The 14,408-nt window shown below is 54.4% G+C and carries 15 protein-coding genes; 9 read left to right on the top strand and 6 right to left on the bottom strand.

Features of this window, described 5'->3' with window-relative positions:
• Positions 1–234: 234 nt before the first annotated feature.
• Positions 235–438 carry a putative selenium delivery protein YdfZ gene (ydfZ, locus tag QRN24_RS03470; RefSeq protein WP_013096785.1) on the top strand — a complete coding sequence of 68 codons (204 nt, stop codon included), beginning with the start codon at positions 235–237 and terminating at the stop codon, positions 436–438.
• A 43-nt stretch (positions 439–481) separates the two neighbouring features.
• Here the strand turns inward: ydfZ and QRN24_RS03465 are convergent, their stop codons facing one another.
• From QRN24_RS03465 to QRN24_RS03445, 5 genes are all read right to left on the bottom strand, one after another.
• Entirely contained in the window at positions 482–1,945 is a 1,464-nt protein-coding gene (locus QRN24_RS03465; protein WP_284942339.1) for a mannitol dehydrogenase family protein, read from the bottom strand.
• Between the two features lie 220 nt (positions 1,946–2,165).
• Positions 2,166–3,545 (bottom strand): MFS transporter, encoded by a 1,380-nt coding sequence (locus QRN24_RS03460; protein ID WP_014169890.1) that lies wholly within the window; start codon positions 3,543–3,545, stop codon positions 2,166–2,168.
• A gap of 73 nt (positions 3,546–3,618) precedes the next feature.
• The gene (locus tag QRN24_RS03455; RefSeq protein ID WP_020884261.1) at positions 3,619–4,638 is read right to left on the bottom strand and encodes a Zn-dependent oxidoreductase; all 1,020 of its coding nucleotides are present in this window, start codon (positions 4,636–4,638) and stop codon (positions 3,619–3,621) included.
• A gap of 14 nt (positions 4,639–4,652) precedes the next feature.
• A complete protein-coding gene (gene rspA / locus QRN24_RS03450; protein WP_032678062.1) occupies positions 4,653–5,867 on the bottom strand; it encodes a starvation-sensing protein RspA in 1,215 nt (404 codons plus the stop codon).
• Between the two features lie 113 nt (positions 5,868–5,980).
• A complete protein-coding gene (locus tag QRN24_RS03445) occupies positions 5,981–6,307 on the bottom strand; it encodes a YnfA family protein (RefSeq protein ID WP_025204305.1) in 327 nt (108 codons plus the stop codon).
• Between the two features lie 152 nt (positions 6,308–6,459).
• Here QRN24_RS03445 and QRN24_RS03440 point away from each other — a divergent pair, with 152 nt between their 5' ends.
• Together QRN24_RS03440 and speG are read left to right on the top strand one after the other, a co-directional pair.
• On the top strand, positions 6,460–6,798 hold the full coding sequence (locus tag QRN24_RS03440) for a DUF1283 family protein (RefSeq protein ID WP_020884264.1): 339 nt from the start codon (positions 6,460–6,462) through the stop codon (positions 6,796–6,798).
• Positions 6,798–7,358, top strand: a complete 561-nt coding sequence (speG, locus tag QRN24_RS03435; RefSeq protein WP_020884265.1) for a spermidine N1-acetyltransferase — start codon at positions 6,798–6,800, stop codon at positions 7,356–7,358. The genes QRN24_RS03440 and speG overlap by 1 nt, the downstream gene beginning before the upstream one ends.
• A gap of 16 nt (positions 7,359–7,374) precedes the next feature.
• Here speG and QRN24_RS03430 read toward each other — a convergent pair whose 3' ends face one another.
• Complete coding sequence (locus tag QRN24_RS03430; protein WP_032670404.1) at positions 7,375–8,121, bottom strand: YnfC family lipoprotein; 747 nt, start codon at positions 8,119–8,121, stop codon at positions 7,375–7,377.
• Positions 8,122–8,507: 386 nt separating this feature from the next.
• On the opposite strand from QRN24_RS03430, the gene catA reads away from it, so the two are divergent.
• The 6 genes from catA (at position 8,508) to dmsD (ending at position 14,392) form a co-directional block, all read left to right on the top strand.
• Positions 8,508–9,206: a type A chloramphenicol O-acetyltransferase gene (gene catA / locus QRN24_RS03425; RefSeq protein WP_014169882.1), complete on the top strand. Its 699-nt coding sequence runs from the start codon at positions 8,508–8,510 to the stop codon at positions 9,204–9,206.
• A gap of 167 nt (positions 9,207–9,373) precedes the next feature.
• Positions 9,374–9,667 carry a DUF1161 domain-containing protein gene (locus QRN24_RS03420; protein WP_014169881.1) on the top strand — a complete coding sequence of 98 codons (294 nt, stop codon included), beginning with the start codon at positions 9,374–9,376 and terminating at the stop codon, positions 9,665–9,667.
• A 145-nt stretch (positions 9,668–9,812) separates the two neighbouring features.
• Positions 9,813–12,251 carry a selenate/tellurate reductase subunit YnfE gene (gene ynfE / locus QRN24_RS03415; RefSeq protein WP_063925017.1) on the top strand — a complete coding sequence of 813 codons (2,439 nt, stop codon included), beginning with the start codon at positions 9,813–9,815 and terminating at the stop codon, positions 12,249–12,251.
• 10 nt (positions 12,252–12,261) lie between these two features.
• Positions 12,262–12,879: a DMSO/selenate family reductase complex B subunit gene (locus QRN24_RS03410; RefSeq protein WP_014169373.1), complete on the top strand. Its 618-nt coding sequence runs from the start codon at positions 12,262–12,264 to the stop codon at positions 12,877–12,879.
• Position 12,880: 1 nt separating this feature from the next.
• On the top strand, positions 12,881–13,735 hold the full coding sequence (locus tag QRN24_RS03405; protein ID WP_284942338.1) for a dimethyl sulfoxide reductase anchor subunit family protein: 855 nt from the start codon (positions 12,881–12,883) through the stop codon (positions 13,733–13,735).
• 42 nt (positions 13,736–13,777) lie between these two features.
• Positions 13,778–14,392 carry a Tat proofreading chaperone DmsD gene (gene dmsD / locus QRN24_RS03400; protein WP_020884270.1) on the top strand — a complete coding sequence of 205 codons (615 nt, stop codon included), beginning with the start codon at positions 13,778–13,780 and terminating at the stop codon, positions 14,390–14,392.
• Positions 14,393–14,408: the final 16 nt, after the last annotated feature.

Genomic DNA, 14,408 nt, shown 5'->3' with positions numbered 1-14,408 from the left:
CGGAATATAAACAAACCCTAAACGCTTGCCTGCAGAAACTATCAACAAAGGAAAATAAATGTGGGCTTTGTAAATTGCTGTCGTGAACCGTCAGCACCCACCAATATTGAGAAAAAAGTGTGAGTTTGATCAAAAACAAAAAAATGAGATGCAGACAGGCGTATTTATAGTGCCCCGTGAACGGTGAAACCTGAAATAGCGCCGTAACGGATAAGTGAGAGAGGAGAAAATACCATGATGACATACGACCGTAACCGTAACGCAATTACCACCGGCAGCCGTGTAATGATCAATGGCACAGGACACACCGGCGTGATTAAAGCGATCCACAGCGAAGGGCTGGATGCCGCGCAGGTGCGTCGCAGCAAAACGGTAGAAGTGGAAGGTTGCGAAGGTAAGTTCGAACCGATTGAACTGATTCGCCTGGGTATGCACTGATTCATGCGACATCATGCCGCCGCACGCGGCGGCATGTGATGACTTAGCAGTTCGCCGCGTACTCTGCGATCGTGGCTTTTGCACCTTTTTGCAGTAACGTCTGGTAAGCACGCATTACCGCATCCACAAAGACGGTTTCATGCGGGAGTTCTTTGCCAAAAATGGCCTCAATGCCCAGCAGCGCCTTCACCCGGTCTTCGCCCTCAGCACTTCCCTTCACCGCCGCCTGAATGACCGCCAGCTGCGGGTCGCTCACGTCGATAGCGTTGCCCTGCTCATCGACACCACCGACATACCGCATCCAGCCTGCAATGCCTAATGCCAGCAGCGGGAAGCTTTTTTGATGCACCAGATGCCAGCGCACGGAATCGAGCATACGCTGCGGGAGCTTCTGGCTGCCGTCCATCGCGATTTGCCAGGTACGGTGACGTAACGCCGGGTTGCTGTAGCGGGCAATCAACAGGTCAGCATAGTGGCCTAAATCAACGCCTTTCACTTTTAAGGTTGGCGCCTGCTCGTTCAGCATCAGCGCATGGGCGGCAGTACGGTAGTGTTCGTCTTCCATGCAGTCGTTGATATGCGGGTACCCCGCCAGATAGCCAAGATACGCGAGGAAAGAGTGACTGCCGTTAAGCATGCGCAGCTTCATCTCTTCAAACGGAATGACGTCTGAAACCAGCTCCGCCCCGGCCTTTTCCCACTGCGGACGGCCTGCAACAAAGTTGTCCTCAATCACCCACTGACGGAACGGTTCGCACGCCACGCCTGCCGGGTCACGAACGCCGGTCAGCTGTTCAATTTTATCCAGCGTCTCCGGTGTAACCGCGGGAACAATGCGATCCACCATGGTGGACGGGAATGTGACGCTGGATTCAATCCAGTCTGCCAGCTCGCCGTCAACCGCGCGGGCATAAGCGCAGGTCACATTACGCATGACGTGACCGTTCTCCGGCATATTGTCACAGGACATGACGCTAAACGCGGGCAGCCCGGCAGCTTTGCGTCGCGCGAGTGCTTCCACCACCACACCCGGCGCAGATTTCGGCTGATGCGGGTTTTGCAGGTCAGCGGCAATTAACGGGTGATCGAGCATCAGTTTCCCGGTCGCCGGCGAGTGGCAATATCCCTTTTCAGTAATGGTGAGCGAGACAATCGCCACCTGCGGCTCACACAGTGCGGCCAGCACGCGTTCCAGCCCGTCAACCTGTGCATGCAGTGCGTTCCTGACCACGCCCACCACCCGCGATGTCCACGCATCGGCAGACATTTCCGCCACGGTGTAGAGATGATCCTGTGCGTTCAGATCGGCAATCTGCTGTTCACCGCCAATCAGGTTTACCTCACAGTAACCCCAGTCGCTATTATATTCCGCGGCGAGAATGTCGGCGTACACCGCCTGATGCGCACGGTGAAATGCGCCAAACCCTAAATGAACAATGCGTGCCTTGAGGCGTTCGCGATCGTACTGAGGAAGCGTCGCTTTCGCCTGTAATAACCGGTTTTCCATGATTAAGACTCGTTAAGTTATGTACGCTGGGATTCGCTGCCGCTCTGAACGAGCAGCAGCGCCTGCTGACTACACCAACTAGAATGGCAGTCGGGGTAAAAAAGAACTGCCATTAACCATACTGATCCTGCAGTTTGAGATTTTGATTTATATTAACTTTTACGCATGTGGTGTGACATGAACATAAAGTTGTGTGACAGGTCACTAAAGATATAAACCATTACCGCCGCGATGAAACCGCCCCATAGCCAACGGAATCACGTGCCGGCCCCTCCGCCGCATCTTCCGCCACGCTCAAATCACGATCGCAGACCTCTGGCATGCAGATGGCGGCGATCAGCCCAATCACGGAGTAGGCGATCATCATGGCGACAATTGGCCACCAGGAACCGGTCATATTGCAGAAGATCCCGGCGAGCACTGGCCCAAAGCCTACCGCCACCAGCCCGCCCGCCTCTTTTGAGATAGCCATCCGGGTAAAGCGGTTACGCGAGCCAAACATCTCCGCCATCGTGATGTTTTCCAGGGCGAACAGTCCCAGTACGGCGAAATTATGGATAACGATGATGGAAAGCATGATCACGCCCGGCGCATAGCTCTTATCAACGATAATCGACAGCATCGGGTACGCCAGAATAATGGCGGAGATATTGAGCAGAATGTACGGCAGACGACGCCCTACTTTATCGGAGAGCCAGCCCAACAGCGGGATAGAGATAAACCCGAGAATTGAGCTTATCATCAGCGCATCGGTGGGGATCGCTTTATCGAACAGCAGCGTCTGAACCAGATACCCGGCAAGAAACGTCTGGATCAGTCCCGAATTCCCCGCCTGACCAAAACGCAGCCCAGTTGCCAGCCAGAAGGACTTACTCTTCACCATCGCTGCAAATGATAAATCGTGTTTTGTCACCGGTGCGGTTGTCTCAGCCTCGTTCACTTTTTCAAATACCGGGCTCTCCTTGAGGTTCATTCGCAGCCAGATGGCGAAGATCATTACCACCACGCTTGCAAGAAACGGTACACGCCAGCCCCAGGCAACCAACTGTTCGCGGTCGAGGGCGAAGAACATAATTGCCCAGATAGCCGTTGCACTTAGCGTCCCGCAGTTGGTGCCCATCGCCACCAGCGAGGAGATAATGCCGCGTTTCCCTTTAGGGGCGTACTCCGCCAGCATGGTCCCGGCGCCGGAGATTTCAGCCCCTGCCCCCAGCCCCTGGATAATACGCAGCGTCACTAACAGCACGGGCGCGAAAATCCCAATCTGCGCGTAGGTCGGCAAGACCCCGATCAGGGTCGTGCAGATCCCCATCATAGTAATGGTGATAAACAGCACCTTTTTACGGCCAATGCTGTCGCCCATTCGCCCGAAGATAAAGGCGCCGACAATGCGCGCGATATAGCCTGCACCGTACGTCCCCATCGCCAGAATCAGCGCCATTGCGGCCGATTGTTCCGGGAAGAAGATCTCATGGAATACCAGTGCGGCCCCCAGCGAATAGAGCTGGAAATCCATAAACTCCAGTGCGGTACCCAGCCAGCCGGAAACGGCGGCTTTCACCAGATCTGAAGTCGTTCTTTGTGGTTGTGTTTGCGTCATAATGGCTATCTCTGCAAGGTAAGATGCGTACCACTCAGAGCCTGTCTGCGCAGGCTCTTAACCGCGTGAATTATTATTGCCCGAACGTGAGTAAGACTTTGCAGCACTGCCGCTGATCTTTTTCAAACCGTTCGATGGCGTCTGTTACGTGGTGATAGTCAAAAGTGTGGGTGATCAGTTTGTCCGGGTCGATCAGCCCCTTTTCCAGCCAGTCGATGACGACGGGGAATTTGTTGGCATTCAGCCGTGATGAGAATATCGCCAGCTCTTTTCCGGTGATCCCCTGCTGAACAATCTGGCTTGGGTCGCTGGAAAACCCCATCAGCACGATGCGTGCCGCCGGAGAGGCAATGGTGATGGCTTCCTGTAAAATTGTCGGATGACAGGCTGCGTCAATAATAAGCGTTGGTTTGATCCCTTTTTCTTCCAGCGCCGCCTGTAACGACAGCTCCGCGTTGTTGAACACCCAGTCCGCGCCGCTGCGTTGCGCCATCGCCAGCCGTTCATTGATCCGATCGACAACGATAACCTGCTTCACCTTATAGACACCTTTCAGCGCCTGGAGGGTGACAAGGCCCATGGGGCCTGCGCCGTAGATCAGGGCGATATCCTGCCCGGTGGGTTGTGCGTGGCCCGTCACGTTAGCGGCAATCGTGAACGGCTCGATCATTACCGCGTGTTTATCTGGAATAGCGTCCGGAACAACCCAGGCATTTTTTGCCGGTACGACGGCATACTCACTAAAGCCTCCGTCGCGATGAACGCCCAGCACCACCAGAGAAGTACAGACATTGGGTTTGCCCACGGAGCACGGATAGCAGTGTCCGCAGCTGATCACCGGGTCAACCGAGACGCGCTCGCCCACGCGGGCCGGGTCAACTCCCTCACCAACGGCATCAATCTCACCAAAAAATTCATGGCCAATCACGCGCGGGTATCGGGCAAACGGATTATGCCCGCGGTAAATATGGCTGTCTGAACCGCAAATACCGGCCAGTTTGACGTTGACGCGCACTTCACCTGCCGCGGGTTCCGGGAGTGGACGATCTTCAATCACCAGTGCATTGGGTTGTTGAATCACTACGCTTTTCATCGTTCGCTCCTCGTTTACCAGTTCCACAACGTGCCATCTTCGAGACGGGCAACCGGAAGATAGGCAGGATCGTACGGGTATTTCGCCGCCAGTTTTTCGTCAAATTCAATACCCAGCCCGGGTTTGTCGCCCGGATGCATATAGCCATTATCAAAGCGCCAGCTGTGCGGGAAGACCTCCAGCATTTGTTCGGAGTAACCCATATATTCCTGTACACCAAAGTTTGGCACCCACAGGTCAAAATGCAGCGCGGCGGCGTGGCAAACAGGCGACAGATCCGACGGTCCATGTGAGCCGGTACGCACCTGATAAAGCGAGGCGAAGTCCGCGATGCGCCGCATGCCGGTGATGCCGCCCGCGTGGGTAATGGTGGTGCGGATATAGTCGATAAGCTGCTCTTCAATAAGCAGTTTGCAGTCCCAGATGCTGTTAAACACTTCTCCAACCGCAATCGGCGTGACCGTGTGCTGACGGATCAGACGGAAGCAGGCCTGGTTTTCCGCTGGCGTAGGATCTTCCATCCAGAACATACGGAATGCTTCAATGCTCTTACCGAATCGCGCTGCCTCAATCGGGGTCAAACGGTGGTGCATGTCGTGCAAAAGATGCTCATTAAAGCCAAACTTACTGCGCACCGCATCGAACAGCTTCGGTGTGAAATCGAGGTATTTTTCAGTGGACCAGAGCTGCTCTTCCGGCCAGTCACCTTTAGTGGCGGGCTCGTAGGCCAGCCCTTTTCCTTTCGACATGCCATAGGTGGTTTTCATACCCGGCACGCCGCACTGGACGCGGATTGCCTTAAAGCCCATCTCTTTATGCCGGGCGTAATCTTCCAGCACGTCATCAATGGAGTGTCCGGTGGTATGACAATAGACCATCACCCCTTCCCGGGATGCGCCGCCCAGCAGCTGGTAGAGCGGCATATTGGCCGCTTTGGCTTTGATATCCCACAGTGCCATATCCACGGCGGAAATGGCCGACATGGTGACCGGACCACGACGCCAGTAGGCGCCTTTATAGAAGAACTGCCAGATATCCTCAATGCGGTGCGCATCACGGCCGATCAACTGCGGGCAGAGGTGATCTTTCAGATAAGAGGCCACCGAAAGTTCACGTCCGTTGAGGGTGGCATCACCCAGGCCGACGATGCCCTCGTCGGTGGTAATTTTAAGGGTGACAAAGTTACGCCCCGGGCAGGTAACAAAGACTTCAGCCCCGACAATCTTCATAATCCATTTCCTTACATCGCTCATTGTGATGCTGGAAACTTACTCTTCTGCACTACTACCATACAAGTATAATGATCATAAAATCAGCGAACGGTCACAAAAAAATCGGGCGCTCAGGCGCGCCCCCATCCGGCAACAATAATCAACATGCCGCACAGCGCAACCAGCGCCCCGGCCCAGTCATAGGCGCTGAGCTTCACACCATCCACCACGCGTAACCACAGCAGCGCGGTACAGACATAAACCCCGCCATAAGCGGCGTAGACGCGCCCGCTGGCCGCCGGGTGCAGCGTCAACAGCCAGACAAACAGGGCCAGCGCAATGCCCGCCGGGATCAGCAGGAAGACGGTTGCCCCCTTCTTCAGCCAGAGCCACGGAAGGAAGCAGCCGATGATTTCACACAGCGCAGTGGCAAAAAAAAGCAGAGTGGTTTTGAGCATATTTACGGTCATGTGATGATTTATTTAGACATCATACCTGATGATATCGTTTACTTTTCCATACCCGTGCCGCGGGTATGCCGTTATTTCTCTTTGGTGTAGAATCTGAACGGGATAACTTAATTATCTGCGCCCATTTAAAAGGAAACGCTATGACTACATTAAGCAAACGCCTTTGTCTGACAGCCCTGCTGGCGCTGTCATCGTTCGCCTTTGCCGCCTCTGCCACCGCTGAAACCAGCAAACTCATTATTGAGTCTGGCGACAGCGCGCAAAGCCGTCAGAACGCCGCCATGGACAAAGAACAATGGAATGACACCCGTAGCCTTCGCCAGAAGGTGAACAAACGTGTTGAAAAAGAGTGGGACAAAGAAGATGTCGCTTTCGACGCGCGCGATAAGTGTCAGCAAAGTGCCAACGTTAACGCCTACTGGGAGCCAAATACCCTGCGCTGCCTGGATCGTCGTACTGGCCGCACGGTCGCGCCATAATGTCAGTGCAGTGTGACGTTAAGCTCCGCCCGCTGGAGCGTGAAGACCTGCGCTTCGTCCACCAGCTCGACAATAACGCCAGCGTGATGCGCTACTGGTTCGAAGAGCCTTACGAGGCGTTTGTTGAGCTGTCGGATCTCTACGACAAGCACATTCACGATCAAAGCGAACGCCGTTTTGTCGTGGAGTGTGAAGGTGAAAAAGCCGGTCTGGTGGAACTGGTTGAGATCAACCACGTTCATCGTCGGGCAGAATTCCAGATTATCATTTCACCTGAGCATCAGGGGAAAGGTCTTGCCACGCGGGCGGCGAAGCTGGCGATGGATTACGGATTCAACGTCCTCAATCTCTACAAGCTTTATCTCATCGTGGATAAAGAGAACGAGAAAGCGATCCATATCTACCGCAAGCTGGGCTTTATGGTGGAAGGCGAACTGGTTCACGAGTTCTTTATCAACGGTGAATACCGCAACACCATTCGCATGTGCATCTTCCAGCATCAGCACCTGGCCGGACACAAACCGTCAGGCGCCAGCCTGCTGAAACCCACCGCGCAGTAACCTGCGCGGCTTTTTCTCAGTAGTATTCAATACTGTTCTTAATGGTGTACTTGCGCTCAACGGCGGGCTTCACGCTGTTGTCGGTGATCGTCAGATCGCAACTCACCGGATTATTGTGTCGATCGTAATCGCAGCTCTGATTGACGTTGCCCAGCGGTTTGTCATTCAGCATGCTCACGGCGGAGTAATCCATTCTTTTGCGAAGGTCTTTAGACGGCGTCGACTGGACGGATAAATGCTGGTCCCCGGAGACGGTGGTTTTCCCCAGCGGATAGCCATCCGCATCATAGCGGTACTTCACTTCCATCTCTTTGCCGTGCGCCGCCACCACAAACCCGTTATCGTCGGTATCCCACGTTACGCCCGCCGACGGCAATTCGGCCAGCTGGCATTTCCCCTGCAGTTTAACTTTTCGCTGCTGGGTTTCCGCATCAAGGTAGTAATTAGCATCCAGTACCAGCGCCACGCCGGTATTGGCCTCGAGGTCGTGCAGTTCGAGGGTATCGAAACACCCTTCCGTCGACATCGTACCGGTTACCCGTTTGGAGACTTCACCTTTGTCATTGAACAGTGTCTGGGTGAAGTCTTTTACCGGGCCGCGCAGAGGGTCAAAATCAAATTCATTGGAGAAGCTCGCCATCTCGGGCGTAAACGACAGCGGCGCGGAAGGGTTGTCGCACCCCACCAGTGTTGCTGCCAGTAGCGTTATCGCTGCGTAGTTCTTCACATCATTTACCGAATCAGGGAGAGTATTCCCGATCATATTAGCAAATACCGTTGTTCACACGATAGCAAAATGTCAGGCGAAAAGAGACGTACAATCAATGCATTAATCTCTCTTACCCTCTGCAAAACCTCGCCAGAACGAGAAGGCGCTGTTCCCGCTGTTGAACAGGAAACACACCTGCTTTGAGCGCATGACGGATATTCTGTGACATATTAACAACATGAAAACGCCGGCAGATTGCGCCATCTAACTTTATTCTTTGATATATTAAATGTTTACCATCCCCTTTCTTCCTCTATAAGGATGCGCTACCCTCACAAATGCGTTCGCGTCCAAAACCGCCTGGAATCTCTATGCTTTCTTTATTCATGAAAAAACGTAGGCAAAACGCTGATTTTTGATTGCTCATCAAAGGTTAAAAAATGAAAAAAACAATCCCTGAATATACGCCTGTTGACTTATCACGTTGGGCCAGAAAAGAACATTTCGAGGTATTTCAGTCCTTTGCTCAATCTACATTTAATCAAACTGTTCAAATAGACATCACCGCATTGCTCAAGGATATAAAAGAACTGGGCTGGAAATTTTATCCGACGATGATTTCCCTCCTTTCTAAAATCGTCAACAACCATTCGGAATTCCGTATGGCCATGAAGAACAATGAACTTGTCATATGGAATGAAATTCATCCAAGCTATACCATTTTCCATAATGAAACGGAGACCTTTTCTTCTTTATGGAGTCACTTCGATGGCAATATTGACCATTTCCAGAACGTTTATTCGGAAGATGTTGCTCGCTATGGTAATACCCTTTCTTATTGGCCGAAGGAAGAGTCGCGGGAAAATGTATTTTTCGTGTCGGCGATCCCCTGGTCAAGTTTTACCAGTTTTAATATCAACGTAGCCAATATGCAGAACTTTTTTGCCCCCATGTTCACTATGGGGAAATACGTCAACCAGGGTGGAAAAGTATTGTTGCCCCTCGCCGTGCAGGTCCATCATTCCGTGTGCGATGGTTTCCATGTGGCAAGATTGTTCAATGAGTTACAGGCGATGTGTGATGACTTACGGCATCACTCCGGCGAACGACAGGTGCAGAGCAAAACGCACCGCGCTTAGCGTCGCGATGCCGGGCGGGTATAACCGCCCGCAGGACGTGTTGATGGAAATTGGGGAAAATGAGCGCAGGAAGCCTGTATAAGATTGTTCAGAAAGTTATCCCCAATAACAAAAGCTTACACGAACCCTGCTAAGCTTAACCGACACACAGAGAAAAGGAGCTACAGATGAAACGGTTACCCTGGATTACCGCCCTGCTGTTAATGAGCGCTTCTACAGCGGCTCTGGCTGCCCCGGATTCCTGCGAGCGCGTAAAAAGCGACATTCAACAGAAAATCATCAATAACGGCGTGCCCGAGTCCGGCTTTACGTTGAATATTGTGCCAAACGATCAGGCTGACCAGCCGGATGCACAGGTTGTCGGTCATTGTGCGAACGATACCTTTAAAATTCTCTATACCCGCACCGGTAGCGGTGCCGCATCAGGGATGCAGGATAATGGTCAGGGCGAACCTCAGTGATTTTAATCACTTTCTCGCGGCCAATTCCCTTTGACTTGATGAGGATTAATATTTAATACCTCCAAATAAGTAACATTCACCCCATCATTAGCCCGGTTGTAATCACGGGCGAAAATAATACGCAATTAAAATGATGGGGTGAGTTATGTCCGATGTCGAAAATCACGGCGGGATCAGCCGTCGAACGTTGGTTAAATCCACTGCAATAGGCTCTCTGGCACTTGCCGCCGGGGGGATTTCACTGCCTTTTGGCCTCAAAAGCGCCGCTGCCGCGGTACAAAACGCCGTAAAGCCCGCTGAAGACAAAGTGGTCTGGGGTGCCTGCTCGGTCAACTGCGGGAGCCGTTGTGCGCTGCGCCTTCACGTCCGTGATGAAGAAGTTTACTGGGTCGAAACGGATAACACCGGTGAGGATATTTATGGCAATCATCAGGTTCGCGCCTGCCTGCGCGGGCGTTCTATTCGCCGTCGGATCAATCACCCCGATCGTCTGAACTACCCCATGAAGCGCGTAGGGAAACGCGGTGAAGGAAAATTTGAGCGTATCTCATGGGATGAAGCCCTGGACACCCTTACCCGCAGCCTGAAAGATGTCGTCGAAAAATACGGCAACGAAGCGGTCTACATTAACTACTCCTCCGGCATTGTGGGCGGCAATATCACCCGCTCCTCCCCTTATGCTTCGCTGGTCGCGCGTCTGATGAACTGCTACGGCGGCTTTTTAAGCCACTATGGCACATACAGCACCGCGCAAATAGCCTGTGCAATGCCCTACACCTACGGCAGCAACGATGGCAACAGCACCTCAGATATTGAAAACACGAAGCTGGTGGTGATGTTCGGTAATAACCCGGCAGAGACGCGCATGAGTGGCGGCGGGATAACCTATTATCTCGAGCAGGCCCGCGAGCGCTCTCACGCGCGCATGATCGTCATCGATCCGCGGTATACCGACACCGCCGCCGGGCGCGAAGACGAGTGGATCCCGATTCGTCCGGGGACGGACGCCGCGCTGGTCGCGGGTATCGCCTGGGTACTGATCGACGAAAACCTTGTCGATCAGCCGTTCCTCGACACGTACTGCGTCGGCTATGACGAAAAAACGCTGCCGGAAGGTGCGCCTGCTAACGGGCATTACAAAGCGTATATTCTCGGTCAGGGTGATGATGGCATCGCCAAAACGCCGGAATGGGCCTCGCGCATCACAGGCATACCGGCCGATCGCATCATCAAGCTTGCACGGGAAATTGGCAGTACCAAACCGGCCTACATCTGTCAGGGCTGGGGCCCACAGCGCCAGGCCAACGGCGAGCTGACCTCCCGCGCCATTGCCATGTTGCCGATTTTGACCGGAAACGTCGGTATCAACGGCGGTAACAGCGGCGCGCGTGAATCGACCTACACGATCACCATTGAGCGTATGCCACTGCCGGATAACCCGGTGAAAACGCAAATCTCATGCTTTAGCTGGACCGACGCCATCGCGCGCGGACCCGAAATGACCGCCCTGCGCGACGGCGTGCGGGGAAAAGAGAAGCTGGATGTGCCGATCAAATTCATCTGGAACTACGCTGGCAACACCATCATCAACCAGCATTCCGACATCAACAAAACCCACGATATTCTGCAGGACGAGAGTAAATGCGAAACCATCGTGGTGATCGACAACTTTATGACCTCGTCGGCGAAATATGCTGACATCCTGCTGCCCGATTTAATGACCGTTGAGCAGGAAGACATTATTCCTAACGATTATGCAGGCAACATGGGCTACCTGATTTTCCTTCAGCCCGTGACCGCGCCGAAATTTGAGCGCAAACCGATCTACTGGATCATGAGTGAAGTGGCGAAACGCCTCGGCCCGGATATTCATCAGCGATTTACCGAAGGACGTACCCAGGCGCAGTGGCTGCAGTATCTGTATGCCAAAATGCTCGAAAAAGATCCGCAGTTGCCGTCCTATGACGAACTGAAAGAGAGGGGTATTTATAAGCGTAAAGATCCGGCCGGGCACTTCGTGGCCTATAAAAAATTCCGCGATGATCCGCAGGCTTATCCGCTCAACACCCCCTCGGGCAAGATTGAAATTTACTCCAGCAAGCTGGCAGAGATTGCGGCTACCTGGGAGCTCGCCGACGACGAAACCATCAGCCCGCTGCCGGTCTACGCCTCGACCTTCGACGGCTGGGACGCCCCGGAACGTCATAAATTCCCGCTGCAGCTCTTCGGCTTCCACTTCAAAGCCCGCACCCACTCCAGCTACGGCAATGTCGACGTGCTGAAAGCCGCCTGCCGTCAGGAGGTCTGGCTTAACCCCGTGGACGCGGCGCAACGCGGCATCAAAAATGGCGATACGGTGCGCGTGTTTAACGATCGCGGCGAGGTGCGCATCGAAGCGAAAGTCACACCACGCATCATGCCCGGCGTAAGCGCGATGGGCCAGGGAGCCTGGCATGACGCCAATATGAACGGCGATCGTGTCGACCACGGTTCATGCATCAACACCCTGACCACGCACCGCCCGTCACCGCTGGCCAAAGGTAACCCGCAGCACACCAATCTGGTGCAGATCGAGAAGGCGTAAGGAGTAAGTGATGACCACTCAGTATGGATTTTTTATTGATTCCAGCCGCTGCACCGGGTGCAAAACCTGCGAGCTCGCCTGCAAGGATTACAAAGATTTAACCCCGGACGTCAGCTTCCGCCGTATTTACGAATACGCGGGCGGTGACTGGCAGGAAGACAACGGTGTCTGGCACCAGAACGTGTTTGCCTACTACCTGTCGATTGCCTGCAACCACTGCGAAGACCCGGCCTGCACCAAGGTCTGCCCGAGCGGGGCGATGCACAAGCGTGACGACGGGTTCGTGGTGGTGGATGAAGATGTCTGCATCGGCTGTCGCTACTGCCACATGGCCTGTCCGTACGGTGCCCCGCAATACAATGCCGCCAAAGGCCATATGACCAAGTGTGACGGCTGCCACACCCGCGTGGCAGACGGCAAAAAGCCGATCTGCGTGGAGTCCTGCCCGCTGCGCGCGCTGGATTTCGGTCCTATCGACGAGTTGCGTAAAAAACATGGTCAGCTGGCGGCCGTCGCGCCGCTGCCGTCCGCGCACTTCACGAAGCCAAGCATCGTGATTAAACCTAACGCCAACAGTCGCCCGACAGGGGATACCACCGGCTACCTGGCAAACCCGAAAGAGGTGTGAGATGGGAAGTGGATGGCATGAATGGCCGCTGATGATCTTCACGGTCTTCGGACAGTGCGTCGCCGGGGCATTGATCGTTATGGGGCTCGTCTGGCTTACTGAAAAAGACGACGCGGTGAAAACACGCCTTGTCCGCAGTATGTTCTTTCTGTGGCTGGTGATGGGCATCGGATTTTTGGCGTCCGTGCTGCACCTTGGCTCCCCGCTCCGGGCCTTTAACTCGCTCAACCGCGTGGGTGCTTCGGCGCTCAGTAACGAAATTGCCGCGGGATCCGTTTTCTTTGCCGTTGGCGGTTTCTGGTGGCTGGTATCCGTTATCGGTAAAATGCCCCCGGCACTGGGTAAAATCTGGCTGGTCGTTAGCCAGATCCTGGGCGTTGTCTTTGTCTGGGCGATGACCCGGGTTTATCAAATTGATACCGTACCGACCTGGTACACGGGTTACACCACGGTGGGCTTTTTCCTGACGCTGGTATTGGGGGGGCCGCTGTTTGCAGCCCTGTTGCTGCGCGTGGCAAACACGACATATAAAAGCACATTCGCGGCCTCTGTCAGCGTGCTGGCACTCCTGGCCTGCGTGGCGGTCATCGTGCTGCAGAGTAATGACCTGGCGACAATCCACAGTTCCGTTCAACAGGCGAGTGCCCTGCTGCCTGACTATGGCGCGCTGCAAATCTGGCGTATCGTACTGCTTGCCGCCGGACTCGGCTGCTGGTTGTGCCCGCTGATGCGTCGGCAGGAGCCTAAAGCCCTCGCTCTTTTTGCAGGCGTGATACTGGTCGTCGTGGGTGAACTGATTGGCCGTGGTCTTTTCTATGGTCTGCACATGACCGCAGGTATGGCGATTGCGGGTTAACACAGTCGCGCGGGCTACTCCGCGCGAGCAAGGAAGGTAGTCATGAAAGAAGTCTCACAGCGTGATTCGTTCGCGTTCAGCGCCCGGGTACTGGGCGCGCTGTTTTATTTTGCTCCGGATAGCGAGCAGACTGCGCCGCTGGTGCAGGCGCTCACCGCAGGCGACTGGATTCAGGACTGGCCGCTGGCGCCGGAAACGCTGCAACCCGTTGCAGATGCGTTCAAAACGCCATCAGATGAAGCGTTGAAAGATGCCTGGCAACGTCTGTTTATTGGCCCTTACGCCCTGCCGTCACCGCCATGGGGTTCCGTCTGGCTGGATCGGGAATCCGTGCTCTTCGGCGACTCCACCCTCGCGCTGCGCCAGTGGATGCGTGAAAACAACATTGCTTTCGAGATGAAGCAGAACGAACCGGAAGATCACATCGGTACCCTGCTGTTACTGGCCGCGTGGCTGGCCGAAAATGGCCGCGACGCTGAACGCGACCAACTTCTGGCGTGGCACCTGCTGCCGTGGAGTACCCGCTTCCTGTCCGTGTTTGTTGAAAACGCCGGGCACCCGTTCTACACCGCACTGGGCAAACTCGCACAGCTGACGCTCGCGGACTGGCAGGACACGTTAATTATTCCGGTCGCGGAAAAAACGCTCTACCGCTAATGCCAGCACCTGGCTT

Origin of the sequence: Enterobacter sp. MEB024 (assembly GCF_030209635.1) — a bacterium.
In the GTDB taxonomy this organism is placed as follows: domain Bacteria; phylum Pseudomonadota; class Gammaproteobacteria; order Enterobacterales; family Enterobacteriaceae; genus Enterobacter; species Enterobacter ludwigii.
This window is presented reverse-complemented; position numbering and strand designations above follow the sequence as displayed.